General features: G+C 59.4%; 22 protein-coding genes. 6 read left to right on the forward strand and 16 right to left on the reverse strand.

Annotation, left to right across the window (positions count from 1 at the left end):
- The first annotated feature begins 11 nt into the window (after nt 1–11).
- Nucleotides 12–263 (forward strand): DUF86 domain-containing protein, encoded by a 252-nt coding sequence (locus P0111_14145; protein ID MDF0645167.1) that lies wholly within the window; start codon nt 12–14, stop codon nt 261–263.
- 296 nt (nt 264–559) lie between these two features.
- Here P0111_14145 and P0111_14150 read toward each other — a convergent pair whose 3' ends face one another.
- The 8 genes from P0111_14150 to P0111_14185 form a co-directional block, all read right to left on the reverse strand.
- Nucleotides 560–1,276: a sigma-70 family RNA polymerase sigma factor gene (locus tag P0111_14150; GenBank protein MDF0645168.1), complete on the reverse strand. Its 717-nt coding sequence runs from the start codon at nt 1,274–1,276 to the stop codon at nt 560–562.
- Nucleotides 1,273–1,542 (reverse strand): hypothetical protein, encoded by a 270-nt coding sequence (locus P0111_14155; protein ID MDF0645169.1) that lies wholly within the window; start codon nt 1,540–1,542, stop codon nt 1,273–1,275. Before P0111_14155 ends, P0111_14150 begins: the two co-directional genes overlap by 4 nt.
- 388 nt (nt 1,543–1,930) lie before the next feature.
- A complete protein-coding gene (locus tag P0111_14160) occupies nt 1,931–4,744 on the reverse strand; it encodes a sigma 54-interacting transcriptional regulator (GenBank protein ID MDF0645170.1) in 2,814 nt (937 codons plus the stop codon).
- A 134-nt stretch (nt 4,745–4,878) separates the two neighbouring features.
- Nucleotides 4,879–5,898 (reverse strand): VOC family protein, encoded by a 1,020-nt coding sequence (locus P0111_14165; GenBank protein MDF0645171.1) that lies wholly within the window; start codon nt 5,896–5,898, stop codon nt 4,879–4,881.
- A 15-nt stretch (nt 5,899–5,913) separates the two neighbouring features.
- A complete protein-coding gene (locus tag P0111_14170) occupies nt 5,914–7,293 on the reverse strand; it encodes an NAD(P)/FAD-dependent oxidoreductase (protein MDF0645172.1) in 1,380 nt (459 codons plus the stop codon).
- The gene (locus P0111_14175) at nt 7,290–8,963 is read right to left on the reverse strand and encodes a GMC family oxidoreductase (protein ID MDF0645173.1); all 1,674 of its coding nucleotides are present in this window, start codon (nt 8,961–8,963) and stop codon (nt 7,290–7,292) included. The genes P0111_14170 and P0111_14175 overlap by 4 nt, the downstream gene beginning before the upstream one ends.
- A 56-nt stretch (nt 8,964–9,019) precedes the next feature.
- Nucleotides 9,020–9,427 carry a PIN domain-containing protein gene (locus tag P0111_14180; GenBank protein ID MDF0645174.1) on the reverse strand — a complete coding sequence of 136 codons (408 nt, stop codon included), beginning with the start codon at nt 9,425–9,427 and terminating at the stop codon, nt 9,020–9,022.
- Complete coding sequence (locus P0111_14185) at nt 9,411–9,623, reverse strand: type II toxin-antitoxin system VapB family antitoxin (GenBank protein MDF0645175.1); 213 nt, start codon at nt 9,621–9,623, stop codon at nt 9,411–9,413. Before P0111_14185 ends, P0111_14180 begins: the two co-directional genes overlap by 17 nt.
- A gap of 320 nt (nt 9,624–9,943) precedes the next feature.
- Between P0111_14185 and P0111_14190 the strand changes: the two genes are divergently transcribed.
- Nucleotides 9,944–10,171 carry a hypothetical protein gene (locus tag P0111_14190; GenBank protein ID MDF0645176.1) on the forward strand — a complete coding sequence of 76 codons (228 nt, stop codon included), beginning with the start codon at nt 9,944–9,946 and terminating at the stop codon, nt 10,169–10,171.
- 325 nt (nt 10,172–10,496) lie between these two features.
- Here the strand turns inward: P0111_14190 and P0111_14195 are convergent, their stop codons facing one another.
- Both P0111_14195 and P0111_14200 read right to left on the reverse strand, forming a co-directional pair.
- Entirely contained in the window at nt 10,497–10,778 is a 282-nt protein-coding gene (locus P0111_14195) for a 4-oxalocrotonate tautomerase family protein (GenBank protein MDF0645177.1), read from the reverse strand.
- A 58-nt stretch (nt 10,779–10,836) separates the two neighbouring features.
- Nucleotides 10,837–11,559 carry an SDR family NAD(P)-dependent oxidoreductase gene (locus P0111_14200; protein MDF0645178.1) on the reverse strand — a complete coding sequence of 241 codons (723 nt, stop codon included), beginning with the start codon at nt 11,557–11,559 and terminating at the stop codon, nt 10,837–10,839.
- A 215-nt stretch (nt 11,560–11,774) separates the two neighbouring features.
- Here P0111_14200 and P0111_14205 point away from each other — a divergent pair, with 215 nt between their 5' ends.
- The 3 genes from P0111_14205 (at nt 11,775) to P0111_14215 (ending at nt 13,619) form a co-directional block, all read left to right on the forward strand.
- Nucleotides 11,775–12,065: a helix-turn-helix domain-containing protein gene (locus tag P0111_14205; GenBank protein ID MDF0645179.1), complete on the forward strand. Its 291-nt coding sequence runs from the start codon at nt 11,775–11,777 to the stop codon at nt 12,063–12,065.
- A 329-nt stretch (nt 12,066–12,394) separates the two neighbouring features.
- Nucleotides 12,395–12,631 carry a hypothetical protein gene (locus tag P0111_14210; GenBank protein MDF0645180.1) on the forward strand — a complete coding sequence of 79 codons (237 nt, stop codon included), beginning with the start codon at nt 12,395–12,397 and terminating at the stop codon, nt 12,629–12,631.
- A 277-nt stretch (nt 12,632–12,908) separates the two neighbouring features.
- Nucleotides 12,909–13,619 carry a tetratricopeptide repeat protein gene (locus P0111_14215; GenBank protein MDF0645181.1) on the forward strand — a complete coding sequence of 237 codons (711 nt, stop codon included), beginning with the start codon at nt 12,909–12,911 and terminating at the stop codon, nt 13,617–13,619.
- A gap of 8 nt (nt 13,620–13,627) precedes the next feature.
- On the opposite strand, the gene P0111_14220 is transcribed toward P0111_14215, so the two are convergent.
- The 3 genes from P0111_14220 to P0111_14230 form a co-directional block, all read right to left on the reverse strand.
- A complete protein-coding gene (locus tag P0111_14220) occupies nt 13,628–14,200 on the reverse strand; it encodes a hypothetical protein (GenBank protein MDF0645182.1) in 573 nt (190 codons plus the stop codon).
- Between the two features lie 147 nt (nt 14,201–14,347).
- Nucleotides 14,348–17,029 carry a glucosidase gene (locus P0111_14225; protein MDF0645183.1) on the reverse strand — a complete coding sequence of 894 codons (2,682 nt, stop codon included), beginning with the start codon at nt 17,027–17,029 and terminating at the stop codon, nt 14,348–14,350.
- A gap of 41 nt (nt 17,030–17,070) precedes the next feature.
- Nucleotides 17,071–18,087, reverse strand: coding sequence for an SMP-30/gluconolactonase/LRE family protein (locus P0111_14230; protein MDF0645184.1), 1,017 nt, complete (start codon nt 18,085–18,087; stop codon nt 17,071–17,073).
- Between the two features lie 511 nt (nt 18,088–18,598).
- Between P0111_14230 and P0111_14235 the strand changes: the two genes are divergently transcribed.
- Nucleotides 18,599–19,138 carry a type II toxin-antitoxin system prevent-host-death family antitoxin gene (locus P0111_14235; protein ID MDF0645185.1) on the forward strand — a complete coding sequence of 180 codons (540 nt, stop codon included), beginning with the start codon at nt 18,599–18,601 and terminating at the stop codon, nt 19,136–19,138.
- Between the two features lie 51 nt (nt 19,139–19,189).
- On the opposite strand, the gene P0111_14240 is transcribed toward P0111_14235, so the two are convergent.
- From P0111_14240 to P0111_14250, 3 genes are all read right to left on the reverse strand, one after another.
- Nucleotides 19,190–19,495: a Rieske 2Fe-2S domain-containing protein gene (locus P0111_14240; GenBank protein MDF0645186.1), complete on the reverse strand. Its 306-nt coding sequence runs from the start codon at nt 19,493–19,495 to the stop codon at nt 19,190–19,192.
- 36 nt (nt 19,496–19,531) lie between these two features.
- Nucleotides 19,532–20,506 carry a zinc-binding dehydrogenase gene (locus P0111_14245; protein MDF0645187.1) on the reverse strand — a complete coding sequence of 325 codons (975 nt, stop codon included), beginning with the start codon at nt 20,504–20,506 and terminating at the stop codon, nt 19,532–19,534.
- A 62-nt stretch (nt 20,507–20,568) separates the two neighbouring features.
- The gene (locus P0111_14250; GenBank protein MDF0645188.1) at nt 20,569–22,191 is read right to left on the reverse strand and encodes an SMP-30/gluconolactonase/LRE family protein; all 1,623 of its coding nucleotides are present in this window, start codon (nt 22,189–22,191) and stop codon (nt 20,569–20,571) included.
- Nucleotides 22,192–22,220 lie beyond the last annotated feature (29 nt).

Raw genomic sequence — 22,220 nt, forward strand, 5'->3', positions numbered from 1 at the left:
CCGTCATCGACCTGGCCATGTATGTGGTCAGCCAGCGTCGGCTGGGGCTCCCCCAAGAAAGTCGAGAAGCGTTCGCGCTACTGCAGGCCGCCGGCCTCCTCCCGGCCGACCTGGCGGCGCGGATGCAGCGGATGGTCGGCCTCCGCAATGTGGCCGTCGATGAATACGCCCGTCTCAATCTCGACATCGTCCATATGATCATCACCACGCATCTGGACGCTTTTCGTACGTTCTCGTCTACCGTCGTCAAAACCTGCGCATGAGCACCGGCAGCCTGTGCCGCTCCAGTGGTTCCATCATGATTTGCTTGGGCTGATGGACCTGCTAGGCCTGACGCTCTCCCGACGAGCACCGCCGAACTGGTGGAAACTTGTTGAGTTGGGGAAACAGTCGGAGGGCGCTTCATCTGGGCGATGGTTAAGAGGTCCGACGTCGTTTGTCTGCTCATCGGACCACCTCAACAGCATCTGATGGACGTTGGAGAAACACCTTCGTCCCTCCAGGATTTACGGAGCACCCTAGACGCGGTTGCAGCAGACTGTGACAGCGATCATGCGGGCTAGGCCGACATCTGTAGATACGTTTCCACCACCTTGCGCACCCGCTCGCGCGCTCGGTGCAACCGCACATACAGGTTGGTTTCCGTGATGTTCAGCAGGGCGCACGCCTCCTTGATATCGACTCCTTCAACGTCACGGAGAATCAAGACTTCCTTGAGGGTTCCCGGCAGCGATTCAATCGCGCTGTTCATGGCGTTGATCGTCTGTTGCGAGGACAGCAGCTTCTCGGGTGTCTGATCGTCCCAGGGCTGCGGAGGAAAGGCCCAGTGGCCGGCCGACTCGCCTTTCTGATGGAAGCGAGACGGGTCGACCGCTTCCTCGTTGTCGTCTTCGCAGGATTCGAAGGCCGAGAACGTCGTGTGGCGCTTTTCCCGGACGCCGCGATCCTTGGCCTTGTGGATCATGATGCCGTAGATCCAGGTTCTGAGCGACGACCGGCCTTCGAATCGATCCAGACCCTCAATCACCGCCATCCAGGTATCTTGGACCACTTCTTTCGCAACTTCCCGATCGGCGACATAGCCCATCGCCATGCGGATCAAGGCGCTATGGTGTCGGTTGACCACTTCGTCGAAGGCCCCTTCATCCCCGCATCTGAGACGGGTGACGAGGGCCGCTTCGCCTCTCTTCTGACTGATCTCCCTGGCCGGCACCTTCCAGAGGGATACCGGCTGACGGCTCAAGGACTCAGTGAAGGTGACGGCGTCGGGAGTCATAATCGGCCTCCAATCTGCAGCAGCTCCGTGAGATAGTTGGGAGCACTGATAAGGGTGACTTTCGTCTGGGGTAAACTTTTCAGGACTTCAATGCCTCTGCCATCGAGATAGTCGACGTTCGAGCAATCCAGATAGACCGCCTTTTTCTGTCGGAGATAGGACCGACACTCACCGTCAAGCAAGGCGGCCCACTGCGTCATGATCTTGCCTTCCAGCTTGATGAGGACGTCGCTCGCGCTTTCTCGTATCTTCGTAATTTTCAGCATCGTCTCGTCTCCCTTTCGACGGTTAGGGCAGTGAGCAACGGCTGTGCCATGCCCTGCAGAGCGTGAGAGGAGGCAAGCAACTGATTGATCTGGAAGAGAAGTCTCTGAGGAATCGACTCGTTCGTCGTGAGAAAGTCGACGACGATTCCCAAGGAGGATTCCCAATATCTTGGGAGCGCCCCAATTAGTTGGGAGGAAACCAGGGAGCTGAGAGCTATCGGCCTATGGCAGGAACAAGATTCGTGGAGTAATGAGAAGCACCCGGAATCCAGGTTTCTGATCTAGATTCCCGCTTTCGCGGGAATGACGAATAGGGGCGCGGGAATGACGAACAGGGGCGCGGGGATGGCGAACAGGGGGGCGGGAATGACGGCCCTGGAATCACGCGTCATTCATCGCGCTTCACGCGGACAATACCCAGTTTTTTCATGCGCGCTTCAAGCGTCGTGGGTTTTAACCCCAGGATGGCGGCCGCACCCTTGTCGCCGCTCACGCGCCAGCCGGTTCGTTCCAGCACCTCGAGGATATATCGGCGTTCCGTTTCTTCGAGCGTCACGCTCGCTTCATTTCCGGCCTTGCCGGTCGCGGGCGAGAGCCAATCAATCGGCTCCAACTCAGATCCTTCGCTCAAAATGACGGCGCGCTCGATCACGTGCTCCAACTCACGAATGTTGCCCGGCCATTGGTATCGCTGGAGCGCCGACATCATCCGTTCCGGAATCCGGTCGATCTGTCTTCCGAGATTCGCCGCGAACTTGCGCGCGAAATATTGCACCAGCAGCGGAATGTCGCCATCCCGTTCGCGCAACGCCGGCAGATGAATCGGAAACACGTTCAGCCGGTAATACAAATCGGGGCGATAGTGGCCGGTCTTCGAGAGCTGCTCGAGATCTCGGTTCGTGGCGGCGATCACCCGTACGTTCACCTTGAAGGTCTCCGTGCCTCCGACCCGCTCGAACTCGCCTTCTTGAAGGACGCGCAGCAACTTGGATTGCAGCTCGAGCGGAAGGTCCCCGATCTCGTCGAGAAAGATCGTCCCCTTGTCGGCCACCTCGAACCGCCCCATCCGTTTCGCCAACGCGCCGGTAAAGGCGCCTTTTTCATGACCGAACAGCTCGCTCTCGATCAGCCCTGCGGGAATCGCGGCGCAATTGACCTTCACCAACACGCGATTCTTGCGCGGACTCAAATTGTGAACGGCCCGAGCAATGAGCTCTTTGCCGGTCCCGGTTTCGCCGGTGATGAGGACGGTGGAATCGGTCGGCGCGACGCGCGCCACCTCTTTCAGAACTTTCTTGAGCGGGGTGGATGAGCCGATCAGCTCTTCAAAGTTGTGCGTGCCCTTGATTTCCTCCTGTAGGTAGACGGCCTGCGCTTCGAGTCGGGCCTTTTCCTGTTCCATCAGCACTTGCTCGGTGATGTCGACGAACATGGTGCGGGTGTAGGCGCCGCTGGGGTCCGGCCGGGACCACCACCGGATCCAGAGGGGGTTGCCGTTGTCCTTGCGACGCAGTTCGAGCACCACGCCGCTCGTATCGATGCCCTTCCCGATGGACTCGAACGCTTCTTTCAATCGGCGCTGCGCATCCGGCTGGTCGGGAATGAACGAGAATCCATAGGTCCCATCCACTTGATCGGGCGTGATGCCGAGGGTCTTCAACGCCGTCTTATTGGCTCGGATGAACTTGGAATCCAGGCCTTCGTTGACGTACGCGATCGGCGCCTCGTCGAACAAGTCGCGCAAACGCTCTTCATTGTCTTTCAATTGTGCGTCCATCCGGTCTCGCTCCATTTCGGCCCCGGCCCTGACCCCGAAGATCTTGAAGACGGAAAGCACGCGCGGGTCGTCGCGCATCGGCATCGTGTCCATGACGGCGAGGTGGCCCATGACCGTGCCGGAACGGTCCGAAACCGGAATCGCTAAATAGCTTTCCACCCCCAGCTCCGCCAGTTCCTTCCGGTGGTCCGGGAACAGCTCCTGGACCTTTTCCGGAAAGAGACAGACTTCTCCGGCCAACACACGTTCGCAAGGGGTATGGGGCAGGTCATATTCGAAGTTGTCCAGGAAGCCGTCGCCGTTCCAGAAGGCCAGCGTCCGCACGCGCGCCCGATTTCCCTCGACGAACTTGGAGACGAACGCGTACTTGGTCTGAAGGGCCTCGGCCAGATTTCTGACCAGCGACGGAAAAAACGCGGCTCCGGTCGCCGCTGCCGTACCTTCGTCGATCTTACGCAGCGTCAGGTCGCTCTTGCGCATGGCCGTTTCGAATCGCAACCGCTCGAACTCCGCCGCAGCTCGCATGGCGAAAATGCCGAGGATGGAGGTCGCGCGCACAGGATCCGGCATCGGCTTGGAATCCATGATGGCCAGATGCCCTAGGACTCGGTCGTTGGAGTCTACGACCGGCACCCCGCAGTAGCTGTTGACCCCGATCGCTTGGATGAACGGCACATGAGGATAGAGCTCGCGCAGCTGATCGGGATGATGCACAAACTTCCGCATCAGGACCGTTTCGCAGGGACCCTTCGCCGGGACGTCGAACGGCGGCAGCGGCCGGCCCTTGCCCCATGCCGCCCTCGATTGGAACCGGCCGCCCTGTTCACTGAGCTCCGAGATATACGCGTAATCCACGCCCATCGACGTGGCCAGTTGCTGGACGAGCGAGGGGAAAAACTCCTCGCCGACTTTCGCTTCGACGCCTTCGACGATGTCCTGCAGAACCATGCCGGTCTGGGCCAACTCACGGGTGCGTGCGCTGATCCGCTTTTCCAGATCCTCCTGCGAGCGTCGCAGCTGCTGCTCGGCCTCCTTGACTTCGGTCACATCCCTCGAGATTGCAAGCAGCCTTTCCGGCCGGCCGTCTTTGTCGAGAATGGCGGTGACGCACACGTCCCACCATTTCGGTGTCTTGGTTTGTGTCGTGGCGCAAAATCCTGTGAAGCGTCCGACCGCTCCCTTGCGGGCCGCCTCGATTGCGGCGGCGGCATGCGTTGCGTCGTCGCCTTCCCAGAATTCGATCCAGCGTGATCCGGCGAACGGGCCGAAGTCGCAAATCTCCAGCGCCGACATGCCGTGGGTGTTCATGGAGAGCAGATGGCCTTCGAGATCGAGGACTTTGATGCAGTCGCGGCTGCTTTCGACCAGACGAGCGGCGAACTCTTCGCTGCGCCGGAGGGATTCTTCAAGATCGGGAGATGACATCCGCATCACCCTGTCGTGGGTCGTGTCGAGGAGGCGAAGGAGTGAGGAAGTCTAACATCGGGGAGGAAATGGCTGCAACCGACGGACGGCATTCATCACCGCTTTTACCGTCATGCGGGGCGGGACCGCCGGACTCATGGTGACACCATCTGCATCACATGGCCGTCCGGATCACGTACAAGAAAGCCTTTCTTGAAACCCAGGCTTCCGTCAGGAAGCGACGCCACGCCGGATGACACGAATTGAGCCGTCTCTCGTAGAGCCGTCGCCGCCGCCTCGACGTCCGGCACGACCAACGTGGTCTGCCAATGCCACAGATCGGTCGGGTGCGAATCGGCGGGGAAGGGACGGCCGGCTGTGGGCAATTCATATTCGAGAAACTCCAAGCCGGGCGGGGCCATCATGGGGACCAGGCCGGTGACCCGCGTACGGGCTCCAGGCAAACTGTCGAGATACTGTTGCGTCGTGCCCATGTTGAGCGTGCCCCCGGCAACCGTCATCCCCAACAGATCCCGATAAAATTTTGTGCTGCTTTCGGTGCTTCGCACCGTCATGGCCGTGTGGTCGATGCCCATGAACAGATCGACGCCCGGCTTCTTCCAGATCGGATTTCCCTTCCCTTCCGGGAACCAGAGCAGTTCGAGATTGTGGCCGTCCGGATCACGAAACTTGATGGCTTTGATGCCCGCCGCCGCATTCGATGCAGGAATCGTTTGCGGACGGGGAGAAATCTGCCGGACATGATGCCGGCGCAGGCGCGCCCAGGCCTCTTCCATATTGCGCACGACGATCGCGACATGCTGGAACCAAAGGTCGTGACTGTACGACGGCATGGGAATCGGTCGCAGATCCGGGGGCGAAATGAACTGTGTCAGTTCGATCTGCTGCTCGCCAAGTTGCATGCGTGCGACTCGAACCCGCACGCCGAAGATCCCATAGAGTTGATCGTATTCCGGTCCGTCCACCTCTACATCGCTGACCGGCGTGAACGTCAGGATATCGCGGTAGAACGCCACCGACCGGTCCATGTCGGAGACGGTGAAGCCGACCGCCGCCACTGCGTGCACGGCGGCGCGCGATTCACCCGCGTTCACAGTTTCAACGGCAACGAGAACCATGCAGAGGGCGCCAACGGTCAGCCGTAGTGTATTCATCGGTCCCAATCATGCCTATGCTTGCGCGGTCTCTGCCAACTCTCGCGTTTCAGGAGCCGTGATCGCCGCAGGCGCCTGTCCGCGCACGGTTTGGAATTGCACCAGATCCTTCGAGAAGACGATATCGAGCAGCCAATCGAGTACGACGCGGACCTTTTTTTCAATCCGCGGCAACTTGCTCAAATAGATGAACCGCCACATGGACCAGGCGATCACACCGGAAAAGTTGAATCCCAAGATTCTCGCGACGCCCGTGCGCCGGCCGATGGCCGCAAGCTGGCCGATCGTCTTGAATCGGAACGGCCGTGTATCGGCACCTTGAATCGACGCGAGGACGTTGTGCGCGGCAATCTTTGCTTCCCGGAGCGCGTGCTGGCCGGTCGGTGGATGGCTGCCACCGGTCAAGGGATCGGGTATCAAGGCACAATCACCCAACGCCCAGACACCAGGCCAGCCCGGCACTTGGAGACAGTCATTGACGAGCAGACGCCCGCCTTTCGTCTGGCAAGGCAGCGTCGCCAGCAAGGGATTCGGCGAGGTCCCGGCCGTCCACACCAGAGTGCGGCTGACAATGCTGGTCCCATCGCTCAAGCAGACTTCCTCGTCGGACACATTCACGACCTTCGCACTCGTATGGATCTCAACGCCACGCGCGGATAATTTCTCGTGCGCATAGCGCCCCAGCGCCTCGCCGAGTTCCGGCAGAATCACCGCTCCGGAATGCACCAGCACCAGCCGGAGCATCTCCGCGCGGAGGTGTGGGTAAAAGGGCAGCGCTTCGCGCAGAAAATCGTTCATGCCGGCGATGGTCTCCACGCCGGCAAATCCGCCGCCTGCGACGACAAACGTCAATAGCGGCTTCCGCAGCGAGGCCGCGCATTCGAAGTTGGCTTCTTCCATATGAGCAATCATGCGATTACGGAGGTAGATCGCGTCGCCGAGTGTCTTCATGGTCAGCGCGCGATCCGCTAGGCCGGGAAGATTGTAGAAATTCGTCACCGATCCGAGCCCGAGTATTAGGTGATCGTAGGGCAATGTGTGCCCATGATGCGTCTGCCCATGCGTGACGCGGATCTGCCGCTGTTCGAGATCGATGGAATCCACCTCGCCGTGGAAGAATTCGACACGGCGTAACAGTTTGCGAATCGGATTCACGATGTTGGTCATGTCGAGATCGCTTGAGGCCACCTCGTGCAGCATGGGCGTAAACAGAAAGAAATTCTCCCGGTTGACGAGTGTCACGTCGAAGGATGATTCGCGTCGAAGAATCCGTTCAAACTCCAGGGCCGTATAGACCCCGCCGAAGCCGCCGCCCAGAATCACGACGTGCTTCCGCCCCGGAACGATCTGGCAGGCCTCTTCCTGGTGCTCGCTCCCGTCCATTCGGGCGATCATGCGACGGCCTCCGGCGATGTTGCGCCTAGTCTTTCCAGCAGATGGTCTCCAACCCGCAAGGCGTTCGCAATGATCGTGAGCGAGGGGTTCACCGCGCTGCTCGACACGAAGAAGCTCGCATCGACCACGTAAAGGTTGTCCAGATCGTGCGCCTTGCAATTCACGTCGAGGACGGACGTCTTCGGATCGCGACCAAATCGCACCGTGCCGCATTGGTGCGCGGTGCCGGCGATCGGAATCTTCTTCCCGAGGTACAAGTGCGTCGGCAGCAGATGTTCTTCGCAGCCCAGGTGGTTCAGCATGCTCTTGAGCTTCTCGGCCAATCGGCGATGGGCTTCGAGATTGTTTTCGGTATAGGCGAGCGTGATGCCACCGTCCTTGCCGACGAGCACGCGGTTGTCGGGATCGGGCAGGTCTTCAGAGGTCATCCAGAAATCGAGCGAATGTTTCGCCATCTGATCGAGGGCAAAGCCGGGGGCAAAGGCCGGCGCGCCCGCCCGCAGCGTATTCATGTCCGACTTGCCGATCATCGAGATGTGGCCCATGGGGAAATCCCAGTCGGCCGAAGCATGATAGAAGTCGTTCAGCCCGATCGTCTTTTGAAAGACAGTCGCATTGGGCGTCTTCGAGATCGCGAGCATGGCCGAATTGTTGTGACACATGTAGTGGCGGCCCACCATGTCGGACGAATTTGCCAGGCCGTTCGGGTGTTTGTCGTCCGCGGAGCGTAAGAGCAACGCCGCCGAATTGATCGCGCCACAGGAGACGACCACAAGGTCGGCCCTGTACGCCTCCATCTGCCCGTTTCGTTCGACGACAACTTCGGTGATCTCGCGCCCCGACGCGCTTGTCTCGAGGCCGGTCACCATCGCATGAGTGAGCATCGTGACGTTCGGATAGCGCAAGGCCGGTTCCACGCAGATCACATGAGAATCGGCCTTGGCACCGAGGAGACAAGGAAATCCGTCGCAGGTATTGCAGCGGATGCACGCACTCTTCTCGCTCTGCTCCTCATCGAGCATTACACCGACCGGGAGGTGAAAGGGATGATAGCCCACCCTGATCCAGTCATCGTGCAGCTCCTGAATACGAGGTTCATGCTTGAGCGGCGGGTACTTGTATTGGGCGCCTGCCGGCGGAGCAGTCGGATCTTCACCATGTCTTCCGTGCACGTGATAGAGATGTTCGGCCTCTGTGTAATAGGGCTCGAGGTCGTGGTAGTGGATCGGCCATTCCGGTGAAATCCCGCCCTGGTGCTTCACCTCGCTGAAGTCCTGTTCGCGCATGCGCAAGAGTGCGGCGCCATAGACCTTTGAATTGCCGCCCACGTAATAGTGAATGCCGGGGTGAAACGTATTGCCGTCTTTGTCGTGCCAGGTATCCTTGGCCTTGTAGCGGTTCTCGATGAAGACCGTTTTGGTGTTCCAGTTGTCCTTTTCGCGTGGGAGATAGCCGCCCCGCTCCAGCAGGAGGATCTTCTTCCCCGACGGGGCCAGCTTGTAGGCCAGCGTGCCGCCGCCGGGGCCAGTGCCGATAATGATGATGTCGTAGTGAGATGGCATGGCGGGTAGTCGGATGAAGAGGGGGAGTCTTACAGGATGGTGGGAGGGAATGAGGATAGCCGGCTTGCTCTGCTCCGGCGAGGGGTGAAGCTGCATGTCGCAGAGCACCCAGCCATCCTCACCCTGACGGGGAGAGGGATAAACAAGCAAGCTCGGAGGGACCATTAGATAGGCAGTGTGACGAGATCGCAGTACCTGGCGATTCTCTGAAAATCCTTATCGACCGTCAGGAGCGGGAATCCGTGCTCACAGCATGCCGCCGCAATCAGAAAATCGATCGGGCCGGCATTGACGCCCTTTGAGCGGCACAGGGATCGGAGGCGAGCCGCAGCGACGTAGGTCTGTCGATCCAGTTCAAGAAGCGGGTAAGGATCGAGGAGAGTTAATAAACGGTCGAACTGTCTGGCAGACCGGAGTCCGTCGAGCAGTTCTTGCAGAATGTTGCCGATAAGAAACAGCCCGTCGCCGGAATCAAGATGCCACCGAAAGGCCCGAACGTGAGGGTCGGCTTCATCGACCCGAGGCCGCCGCAGCACCAAGGACCAGACGGACGTGTCAACGACCAGATTCACGATCGCGACGGTCCTTCTTATAGTCCCATCCCTTTCGGAATTCGATCGAGCCCATCGCCTTGAGGATATCCCGCTGCCGGCGACGTTGAATGAACTCGTTCAAGGCCTGCGTGACGGTTTCTTTCTTCGTTCGAAGTTTTCCGATGCGCCGGGCGCGTTCGAGCAACGCGTCATCGATCGCGAGATTCGTCGCCATGCGTTCCTCCATGTGTAACCGCCACACACAGAGTACGACAGCTTGGCGCGGCTGTCAAACCATCCCGCCGACGGGAAGGACATTGACAACAGCAAGTACATGGGTGGCCTCTTGAGTCGTGACTTGGGCGTCTGTTTTATTTCAGCCGATACCGACGAAGTGAGCGTTGACCGGCTTGTTGTGCAGATAAAGGAGCCGTCGCTGACTTTTCTTAACAGTGACAAGAGCTGAATTAAGACAAGAATTGGCATTCCTCGTTTCCCGGCGCGCGGCGGTATTCATCGGCCCGCTTGCTATTTGGCCTGATTGAGCATTAGCCTATGGCCATGGCAAAAGTGACGCAACTCAAGATTGAGCTGGAGCAGGAAGAAGACGGCCGGTGGATCGGCGAGGTGCCCACGCTGCCGGGTGGGATGGCCTATGGGCAGACGAAGGCTGCCGCCATGGCCGCCGTTCAAGCCCTGGCTCTTCGTGCGATGGCCGATCGCTTGGAACACAATGAGGCTGTCCCTGAGGAACTGCTGAACGTCTCATTTATTTCGGCATGAGCCGCTGGCCTTCCAATAAGCTTCTCACATTCTCTCCGCGCTGATCCGCATCGGTTGGCAAATCAAGCGAACGACTGGTTCTCACCGTGTGCTTCAACGGAGCGGATGGTCCGATGTCGTCTTTGCCTTTCATGATCGCGAAGAAATCGGCCCACGCATGTTGGCTCGACTTGCCAAAGTGACGGGTCTTACGCCGGAAGACTTGTGAAGATGATCTCCATCACGGCGAGCGGCGTCCATCGCGTGAAATGCCAGCATTCCCACAATCATCTCGTTGACACTTTCCCTTTAGTAGGTAACTTCAAATAGGTAACTCCTGTCTTGCTCATGTTTCTCCCGAACATGGAATATCTACAAGTTCATCGTGAGAAGATTGTGGTAAAGGCAGGCTTCTTCCGTCGGCCGTGTGCTCGTGACGTCGGTATTTGGCGACCGTCATACCGGCGACACCCCAATTGTCGGTGTCGATTTCTTCGATCACGACGAAGGTTTGGGCCGGTTTCTTGTTCAGCACTGAGACCAGTAGGTCTGTGACTCCCTTGATCAGGGCTTCTTTCTGTTCAAGGGTGACGCCTTCGCGGGTCACCTGCATGTGGACATAAGGCATAGTCAGTCTCCTTCCTTGGATCGTTCGAGCGCTCGCAAGGAGCGCTCGGACCTCTCGTTCACCATTTCCCAGCATGGGCCCCGCCGTCGACGTGCAGCACTTCACCGGTCACGAATGTGGCCTCGGTGAGGTAGAGCACGGCATCGACGATCTCCGAGACCTTCCCGATTCGTTGGATCGGATGGAGGGTCTTCAAGAATCCGTGCATTTCAGGCTTGTGCATTGGGGTATCGATGATCCCGGGACTGATGGCATTGAACCTGATTCCGTCTCCCGCGAACTCGATGGCGAGGGCGGCAGTGACCGCGTTCAATCCTCCCTTGGTGAGAACAGGGATGGCGGCAGCTATGCCTGCGACAGGCTGGTCTGCCAGTGTTGTCGTGATATTGATGACATGGCCTGCACCCTGTCGCTTCATCTGCCGGACGACCTCTTGGGTCGCATAGAGAAATCCGGACAGATTCGTCGAGACCATGCGTTCGAAGTCTTCCTTCGTATAGTCCGTGAAGGGCTTGGGGATGAAAATGCCGGCATTGTTGACTAGCACGTCGATCGTCCCGAACCGCTGGACGGCGGTGTCGACGATGCGCCGTGCCGTCTCGGGATCGGCGATGTCGCCGTCAATCAGAGCCAACTCTTCCGAGGGCGCGAGAGCGCCCGATTCCGTGATGCGCCTCGAATTGGCGACGACGCGGTAGCTATGCTCGAGCATTGCGGTGGTCAGACCGAGCCCGATCCCGCTGGATGCCCCAGTGACGATTGCGGTCTTCCTCGTTGCCATGATGCGACTCCTTTCGATGGGTGATGGGTGAGTGACTGTTGTTTCTCCTGCGAGCCAAGCTAAGGCGTGTACTGGCATAAGGCAATGTGCTATCTTTTGGTAAGTGCATTTTGGACTTTCCATTTGGAAAGTGAATGGGAGAGGGTTGGATGGCCGTCAAGCGCAGGGTATCGAAGGTTGCGCCGCCGCCGTTAGGCTGCCCACTCACAGCGTGCATGCAATTCCTCAAAGGAGCCTGGACACCCAACGTGATCTGGTACCTACGCGAGGGGCCTCGGCGTTTCAGCGAATTGATGGCGGATATTCACGGTGTGTCGCCGAAAGTATTCTCGGCGCGGCTGAAGCGACTGGAGCGGGACGGCATCGTGACGCGCCAAGTGATGCCGACTTCACCGCCGACGGTGGAGTATGCGTTGACCGATCTTGGGCATGAACTCACACCGGCCATCGAGGCGATCGTGCAGGTGGGTTACAAGCTCAAACGACGGCGGATCGCCATCGGGTGAGATCTGCGCGTTTCGCGGCGCGCGGCGGTATTGGCTGGCCCTATCTTTCCCGTTGACGGAGGCCTTGTCACTCTGGGACCATGGCCTCGTGCATTTCGAGCTGCTTGGCCCGATCACGCAGATTGAAACGTTTGCGGTTGGGTCTCGAATTCGGGAGGTTGCGCGACTCCGGAAGTGCTATGGGAAAGGCCGTTGGCGGAAGCGAAAGGGTATCGGGAGGGTTCGATTGACGGATGGTTCTGCTCACCTCGCCGAGATTCACTGGTACGAAGCGACAGGGATAGGCCGGAGAGAATACAAGATCAAACGCTTACTCTGAGGTCATCGCAATGCGAAAACCGAAACACGCCCCTTCAAGATTTCTGATCTGTGTGGACAACAAGGGTTACACGGTTTCACTTGAGCGGCGGAAGGTCTATCTGGCGCTTCCCGATGCCGTGGCCCTCAAGCACGGCCAGGTGCGAGTGATCGACGAGTCGGGCGAGGACTATCTCTATCCCAAGAGTCTCTTTCTGCCCATCACCGTTCCTCAATCCCTCCGAAAAGCGATCCTTAAAGCCGCCTAGGAGTCTGTCCGAGTAATCCTTCGTGACGAGGCAAAGGAGCTGTGAGCAGATGCAAGGCCGCAGGCTCGGAAAAACCGGAGGCGTATTCGCTGGAATACGTTGAGGATTTTTTCGGGCCGAGAACGACGCAGATGCCCGCAGATCGTTTGCCGCAGTAGAACGGCATTACTCGGACAGACTCCTAGCTAGCTCCGGTTGCGCCACGCGCGGCGGTTCGACAATCGTCCGCCACGGACCTCGTTGCAAGAGACCCCGCGGCTTTCCTAGAATCCTCTTTATGGTTGGGCTATCCTCTTGGCTCGCGGTGCCTGTGATCCTCGCTCCCCTAGCCTCTGTCGACCTCGACCACAGCACGGTCTATCTCGTCCAGCACGCCGGCAGTCCAGCGCCCGGGCCGACCGAAATGGATTTGGAAGTGGAGTTTCGGCGATCGCGCGACGCGCTGCGGGCACGGCCGGAGTTCCAAGGGGACACTGCCGACGCTCACTATCGATTGGGCAAGGCTCTTCACGGTCGCGGCGACATGGTCGGCGGGGCAGAGGAATATCGCCTTGCTATCCGGTGTGATCCTCGCTTCGGGGAGGCCTATCGAGACCTCGGCACGCTGTTGCTCGATTGGCATGATTACCCCGGTGCAGTTGCGGCCCTTGAGCAGGCCGTGCAATTGGGACGGCAGGATAGTGAGACCTACTATTGGTTGGGGAGAGGCCTGATGGGAAAGAGCGATTGGCCTGCGGCGGCGGCGGCCCTTGAGACTGCGGTACGAATCAAACCCGATGACGCGGAGGCCTATGCGGACTTAGGGCTGGTCCGCATGGTGCAGGGTGACGTGACGGGTGCAGCGGACGCGCTTCGAGCCTCGATTGAGTTGAAACCGGACAATGCGGACGCGCATGCGCTGCTGGAGACGCTGACCCTCCATCACTCCGATCGTGACCAAGTGATTCGAGCCGCGCAGCAAGTTTTGGCCCTGATGTTTCGCCGATAGCCTTCGGCTCACGGGGTCCAGTCCGGCTGTGCGTCGGTCGCGGAGAGCACGATCACCTGCACATAGAGCTGATGGCCATACGGCTGTTCCCAGGATTTGAGTAGCAGCTGGTGATTCTCCCGCACTTCGATCCATCCAAGCGACACCCATCCTGCTGCCGAGGGCAGTTCTCCCTTCACACAGGTTTTCCCGCACAGGTTCACCCAGGGATGTCCCGGCTCACCCGCTCCATACAGCCAGACAGCATACCGGCCCTCCGGCAAACGCGAGGTCGCTCGAATCGGCGAGACACCGGGAAGCGGCTGGCGAAACATGACGACCCGGTCGGCCTCTCGGCGCGGCACACCGCAGCGGTCGCCCGAGGCATAGACCCAGAGGGCATATTCGCCCGAGTCGGCTTTGCAGTCTTCGAACGCCACGTCGGTTCCGCCTTTCCAATCGGCGGCGCGGAAGACTTGCGACGTCGCCGGTGAAGCGGGAGGTTGACGTTGCTCCTCATCGGCCGCATGGCCCACCGCGATGAGGGTACACACCAGTCCACCGGCGAGCCCGAGCCGTCTCGACAGAGATCGTCGATCCATACTCCGCTTGTAGCCGACCGGCTTGCCGCTCGTCAATGGACGAGGAGCGGCACAGGGGCCTCAGGACCGCTTTGCGGCGCGCGGCGCCAGTTCATGGATCCTTGGCAAGCTGTGACTGTAGGAGTGCTGGGAGGCGGCTGACAAGCGTCATTCCCCGGACTGTTGAATCAGCTTTGCGACCAATCCGGTCCAACCGGTCTGGTGGCTTGCGCCGATCCCGGCCCCGTTGTCGCCATGGAAGTATTCGTAGAACAGGATGTGATTCCGCCAATCCGGGTCGTCCTGGAGCCTGGTGGTCCCGCCGAAGACGGGACGTGTTCCATCCGCATTCCGCAGGAAGATGTGGATCAATCGGCGTGAGAGGTCCGTCGCCGCTTCCCCAAGGCTCAAATGCCGGCCCGATCCGGTCGGGTACTCGACGTGGTACCGGTCCCCGAGAAAGTAATGGAGCTTTTGCAAGGATTCGATCAGCAGGTAGTTGACCGGGAACCAGATCGGTCCCCGCCAGTTGGAATTGCCTCCGAACAGGTCGGTGCCGGATTCAGCCGGTTCATACTCCACCCGATGCTCCCGTCCCATCACCGAGACGACATAGGGATGATCCCGGTGATATCGCGATAACGCTCGAATCCCGTATGGCGAAAGAAATTCCTGCTCGTCGAACATGTAGCGGAGCACGGAGCGCAAGCGATCACGACTCACCAGCGAGAGAAAACGTCGGAGGCCGCCGTCGTGGGACTGCGTTTCAAGATGCTGAGCCAATTCAGGACGATTCTCGATGAACCACTGCATCCGGTGCTTGAATCGAGGCAGACAGTCGATGAGATCGGAGTCGAGCGTTTCGACCGCGAACAGGGGGATGAGGCCGACCATGGACCGGACTTTCATGTGTGTGGTTTCGCCGTGCGGCAAGTGCAAAACGTCATAAAAAAAGCCGTCCTGGCGATCCCATAATTCAATCTTCTCCCCGCCGATGTTGTTCATGGCGCTGCAGATGTACACGAAGTGCTCGAAGAATTTGCTGGCGACGTCTTCGTACGCCGGGTTGTCGCGGGCCAACTCCAATGCGATCGTCAGCATGTTCAGGCAGTACATGCCCATCCAACTGGTGGCATCCGATTGTTCGATGTGTCCGCCGGTCGGCAACGGCGCGCTTCGATCGAACACCCCGATGTTGTCGAGACCGAGAAACCCTCCTTGAAAGATGTTCTTGCCTTCGGTGTCTTTGCGATTCACCCACCAGGTAAAGTTCAGCAGCAGCTTATGGAAGACCCGCTCCAGGAACCGGCGATCGCCGGCTCCGTTCATTTTCTTGTCGATCTTGTAGACGCGCCAGGCCGCCCAGGCATGGACGGGAGGATTCACGTCGCCGAACGACCATTCGTAGGCCGGGATCTGGCCGTTGGGATGCATGTACCATTCGCGCAGCATGAGCACGAGTTGTTCCTTGGCGAATGTCGGATCGACGAGCGCGAGCGGGATGCAGTGAAACGCGAGATCCCAGGCGGCATACCATGGGTATTCCCACTTATCCGGCATCGAGATGACATCGGCATTGTAGAGATGCGCCCAGTCGGCGTTGCGACCGCGCAGGCGTTCGTGCGGCGGCCGTTCGGCCGTCGAATCGCCCTTGAGCCATCGGTTGATATCGTAGTGGTAAAACTGCTTGCTCCAGAGGAGTCCGGCAAACGCCTGTCGTTGAACCAAGCGCGCGTCTTCTGATAGATGGGTCGGCGCCAATCCGTCATAGAACTCGTCGGCTTCCTGAAGACGGTCGGCGAATACCTGGTCGAAGTCCTTTTCCGTGAAGACGAGGTTGTGCGCCTCGTTTGTGAATCGCAAACGAAGGGTCTGCGTCTCACCGGGCGCCAGGGTGAGGACGTAATGGGCCGCGGCCTTGGTTCCGATGCGGTCGGGATTGACCGCCCCCTTATCCCCTTCCACGACATAGTCGTGGAAGCCATCCTTCACGTACCGGGCGCCTTCCGGGTCGCCGTAGAGGCGGCGCGTATTCGTCTCATTTTCCGTGAAGAGGAGCGTCGGCCGGCCGTCGCACAGAAGCCGGCGAAGGCCATACTGCTCGTGCGTCGACTCAATCACGGTCAGGCGCGCCGTGGGCTCCCCTTCTTTGAGGCAGGGACGTCGGATGCCTGATCCCCATGACCATGTATTGCGATACCAGAGTGTGGGAAGCAGGGTGAGCTCGGCGTCGTCCGGACCGCGATTGACAACATGGATTCTGATGCACAGGTCTTCCGGCGTCGCCTTGGCATACTCCACAAAGACGTCGAAATACCGGTTCTCGTCGAAGATGCCGGTGTCGATCAATTCGAACTCAGGATCATGACGCCGCCGACTGTGATTCTCCTCGAGGAGCCTGGCGTACGGGAACGCGCCTTGCGGATACTTGTACAGGTACTTCATGTACGAATGCGTCGGCGTTGAATCCAGATAGTAGTAGCATTCCTTGACATCCTCGCCGTGATTGCCCTCGCGACCGGTCAGTCCAAAGAGTCGTTCCTTCAAGATGGGGTCCCGTCCGTTCCACAACGCCAAGGCAAAGCAGATCTCTTGGTGACGATCACACACGCCTGCGAGCCCGTCTTCGTTCCAACGATAGGCCCGTGACCTGGCATGATCGTGGGGAAACGATTGCCACGCTTGACCGTCATAACTGTAGTCCTCGCGCACCGTTCCCCATGCCCGCTCGCTGAGATATGGCCCCCAACGTTTCCAGTGCCGGCGCCGCTGCGCGTCTTCTTGAAGACGCAGCTGCTCTGCCGGGACCGGCTGTGGAAAGAAGGACGGGCTTCGACGACGCGAGGTCATAATGGATGGAGTCGGCCGGTCTCCGAAAGTCTTACAAGACGCTAGAAGTGAGCGCCGCCTGTGGTCAGAGGCAGGCGATAGACCGCATGGCCGCTTGTGATGAAGAGCGTCGTTCCATCCTCTCCCCATGCGACGTTGGAGGTCGGTTGCCCGGTCTCGATCATCCCGAGTAACGTCCCATCCGGAGCGATCACGCTGACCCCGCCCGGGCGAGCGCCGAAGATATTTCCCCACCGATCCACTTTCAGTCCGTCGGGACCGAAGAACGGATCCTGCCTCCATCTCGCGGCATCGAACAGGACCCGGCCGTTGGTAACCGTTCCATCCGGCTTCACATCGTAGGCCAGCCAGGCGGCCCGCTTCGGACCCACATCGGAGACGTAGAGGATCCGCTCATCCGGTGAAAACGCGATGCCGTTCGGCGCATGGATATTGTCAATGACCAGGGAGACCGTCCCGTCCTGCGTAACGCGGTAGACGCCTTGCACCGGTGCCTTGTCCGGATCGTCAAAACCGTTCGGAAGCCCGAACGGAGGATCGGTAAAGTACAGCGCGCCGTCGGATTTGAAGACGAGATCGTTGGGACTGTTAAGGCGATGGCCGTTGTACCGATCAACCAATGGGGTGATTCGGCCATCCGCCTCCAATCTGCCGATCTCCCTGTCGCCATGACGGCACAGCACGAGCCGCCCGTTCTCATCCAACGCCAACCCGTTCGAACCGGGCTCTCTGCCCGAAAAGGGCATGGCGCCGCTGTAGCCGCTGTGATCGAGGAAGAGACTGACGCCCTCGCCGGGCTTCCACTTGTAAATGGCATTCGACGGAATATCCGAAAAGAGCAGATAGCCGCCTTGTTTATGCCAGACAGGGCCTTCCACCCAGCTGAACCCATCGGCGATTTTCTCCAACTTCGCGTCCTTGGGGACGAGCTGGGCGAAGCGGGGATCGAGGCCGGTGATGGTCGCCGCGACGGGTTCGGCCAACGCGGTCGTATGGAAAAACTGAACCCCGAAGGCCACGGACAACAGCGTGATGGTGAGCACAGAAGGAGGAAACATAGGGAAACCTCCGGCTATCACTCTGTCGAATCAGCTGGTCAGGTCTTACAGGGCCGGCCAGCCCGCATTATTCATGACGGTTCGTCGCGAAATCACGCAGTCGCCTAGCGAGACGGGCGTGCGGAGCTGCGAGAGCCTGAGGCGTACTTGAAACAGTACGTCGAGGGAGCGAGCGGCGAGTCCGACCGCCTGCGCGCCTGAAACCCGCGCGCAGGCTTGTTGTAGCCGCGAATCCGTGATTGCAGCAGAAGTGCTCATGAATAATGCGGGCGACGTGGCGAGGTGAAGAGAGTGGGTGTCATCCGCGGCATCATGAAGAATCGTCGCGCGCCGGGGAACTCTACGCGAGTTTTGCGACCCATGCCGCGAAGCCTCCGCACGGCCCATCCATCAGTCAATGCTCAGGCATGACCCCGTTCGTTTCCGGAGCACTCCTGAATGGTCGGAACGTGACGATTGACTCCCGCACAGGTCAGAAATAGAGCAGGTTGAGTCCGTAGGGAGGGGAGGTATGAAAGCCGCCACGCGCACAGTGAATGTCCATGAGGCCAAGACACATTGTTCTAAACTCCTGGCCGCCGTCGCGAAGGGGCAGCGCATCACGATTTGCAAAGCCGGGACGCCCGTGGCCGAGTTGGGACCGCTCGAAACCAACATTCCGGTCCGCCGTCCAGGGTTGCTGAAAGGACGCATAGGCATCGCGGACGATTTTGATGCGCCGTTACCAACTGACATGATCGCCGTGTTCGAGCGTGGGAGACCACACCCGTACCTAATCAGTGATGCTTCACTCTGGGAGGTCGTTATTAAGGTTCAAATGAACAAGCTCTCCGCAGATCCGGCCGAGCGCGCGGCTAAGATCGCGGACAGTGGGTTTCAGGAATTGCCGGTCTCCGTCCTTCACACTCTGGCCCTTGAACGGTTACCACTGCATCATCGCGACCCCTTTGACCGTATCTTGTTGGCGCAAGCCCAGGTGGAACAATTGCGCTTGCTCGCCGGTGATGCGAGTTTGAAGCCGTATGGTCCGGTGTGTCAGGTACTCCATTAGACTAACCGAGCTACGATTCAGCTCTTGAGGTCAAGCCTGAGTACTGGCTTTTCACTCGCCATACACGTACGTCAACGTGCCGTTCTCGACCTGCGTTGGGAGGGTGATCAATCGCGAATCTCGATCGGCCGGGCCTTTGAGACATTTCCCCTGGCCGCATTCAAACTCCGCCGCATGCCATTCGCAGATTAGCTTGTTGCCGTCTCGCCTCATCGGGCCTCCCAGGTGCATGCACATATTCAGAACGGCCTTCGGCTTCCCGTGAATCGTGAAGACCAAGACCTCGCGACCGAAAAAGTCAACCGTCTTGGTCTTGTCATCAGGAATATCCTCCAGTTTGCACAGAGCCAGCTTCATGACCACTCTCCTTTCTCTATAGGGACAGGTTCATGTCTACGGCACCAGCACGAGCTTGCCGGTCGTGCGCCGTCCTTCGAGCGCGCGATGTGCGTCGGCTGCACGTTCCAGCGGAAAAGTCTCGTTGATCGTGACCTTGATCTGACCGTGCAAGGCGAGGTCGAACAACTCCGCTAGCCCTGTCTTCAGGCTCACTGGGGTCAGAAGGGGCGCGAAAGCGAAGCCGGTAATCGACTGGTTCTTGAAAATGAGACCAAGCAGTTCCGGCACTCCGAGTTGGAAACTCTGAACGTTGAGTGCGCCATAGATGACAAGTCGGCCTAGCGGCGCCAGCGCTTGAAGAGCAGCATTGGTGACCGCACCACCGACGGATTCGTAGATGATGTCAGGTCCGGCTCCACCACTAGCCGCGCGCGCCTGCTCGACCCAATCCGCGCGGGCGTAGTTCACACCGGCATCGGCGCCCAGTGAACGGGCGAAGTCGAGTTTCTCGGTCGTACTCGCAGCGGCAATCACGGCCTTGGCTCCGCCGCGTTTGGCGAGCTGCACAAGAAGACTGCCGACTCCTCCCGCGGCGGCGCTGACCAGCACGGCTTTGCATTGCGGAGCAACTTGTTTGATGAGATACAGGGCGGTGAGTCCCTGTATCATCAATGCCGTCGCGACCTCAAACGACAACTCGTCCGGGATCGGGACCACAACGCCCGCATCGATCAACACATACTCGGCATACCCGCCGACAAGCGCGCCGGCGGCGAACAGCGGAGCCACGACACGGGCACCCACAGCCAGCCCGCCGACACCGGCCCCGAGCGCTTCTATTACGCCGGCGACCTCGTTGCCGGGAACCGCTGGAAGCTCGGGCGTTACCGCGTAACGATTCTGCCGCATCAGCGTCTCGGAAAGGTTGACACCAACGGCACGGACTCTGACCAGTACCTGGCCGGGGCCTGGCCTGGGTGTAGGAGTTTCGACAAGCTCCAAGACTTCGGGCCCACCAAAGCGGTTCATCTGGACAGCTCTCATTGTGCGACTTACAGACATTCTTGATCCTCCTCAAACTCCTATTCAGGTTATGGTCGCACTCCCGCAACGTTCAGTCTGATCCGATAGATTCCGGTCAACGCCGTGATGTATAGCGTCTTCCCATCGTCGTCGCCCCAGGCCATGTTGTGGGGATCTTCCGGGCCCTTAATGAGCCCGAGTTGTTTGCCTTGCGGCGAAAGGATCCAGAGCCCGCCGGGGCCGGTTGAATAGACGTTGCCTTTCTGATCGACTTTCATTCCGTCCAGCGCGTCGTTGCCCGGCGCATTCGTCATATCGAAGAACAGTGTGCCGTTCGACAGGGTGCAGTCGGCGTTCACGTCATACCGCAAGATGACTTTCTTCTTGTCGTTCCAATTGTTCACATAGAGCTGCTTCTCGTCCGGTGACAGCGCGATGCCGTTCGGCGCGTCCAGGTCGGTGCTGACCAGTTTCACCTGACCGTCTTTGACACAATAGACGCCGCTGTAGGGCAACTCCTTGCCCGGGTCGTCAAAGACGTTGGGCAAACCAAACGGCGGATCGGTGAAGTAGAGGGTGCCGTCGGAACGATAGACGAGATCATTCGGGCTGTTCAGCCGTTTGCCGTCGTAGCGATCCGCCAACACGGTAATATTGCCGTGCGGCTCGACGCGAATGACCCGGCGGTTGCCGTGCTGGTTGATCGTAAGACGTCCCTTGTCATCGAGCGTGAGTCCGTTCGAGCCGGCCTGGCGGTACTCTCCGACGTTGAAACCGCTGTAGCCGCTCTTTGTCCGGAAGGCGGATACCTGCCCTTCAGGTGACCAACGATAGATGGTGTTGGCGTTGGGATCGCTGAAGAGGAGATATCCCGGGGTGTTGGCGGAGGCGGGGACCCACACCGGTCCCTCGGTGAAGAGAAAACCACCAGCGAGTTTTTCCAATTGTGTCCCTGGGGGGACGATCTGATCGAGCGCCGGATGGACCTTCACGATCTCAGTATTCACGAACTGCGTCTGGCCGATCTGATTGGCTTTGTAGAAGTCGAGCGTGGCGGAGCGGACCCAAATGAAGTTGCCGGGCGGATTCGAGAGGGGACCGTTGATGCCGAAGACGGCTAGGTGAATCTTCTGACCAGGTTGTGCGTGCTTCGTCAGCACCACCCGATTGGGCGCGTTGAAGCCTTTGACCAACTGCCCGCCTGCCTGGCCCAGCACAAGCGGCAGCTTCCCATCGATCCAGACCTCCGCATAGTCATCGATGGCGATTTCGAAGACGACGGTCGAGCCGGTCGGGTCGAACGAACCAATTGTCTCAGGGATCGTCACGCTCGTGCGATACCAATTGAAGCAGAGCCGCCCGGTCGATCGACGTTCTTCGAGTTGAGCGGGCTTGATCTGCTCCCATTTTGAATCGTCGAAGGCCGCCGCGCTGGCATGGACGTCGAGATCCTGCGTGCGATTCGGCGGGCCGGATGGCGCCAGATCAGCGCCTGGACTGTGGTGATCGACATCGACGACCTTGACGTTGCTGTACCGCCACTGCCCCTTGACCAACGCGATCCCCTCGTCGGTCTTCAGATCGACGATCGCCTCCGGCCGCACCCCCGGCGCGTCGGAGGTGACTTGGGCATAGGCCGGCTGCGTGACCAGCACCAGAACCGTTGCAGTCAGTACCCTCCAACTCTTCATTTCAAACTCCCTCTTCCAACCATTGACCT

The organism is Nitrospira sp., assembly GCA_029194535.1.
In the GTDB taxonomy this organism is placed as follows: Bacteria; Nitrospirota; Nitrospiria; order Nitrospirales; family Nitrospiraceae; genus Nitrospira_C.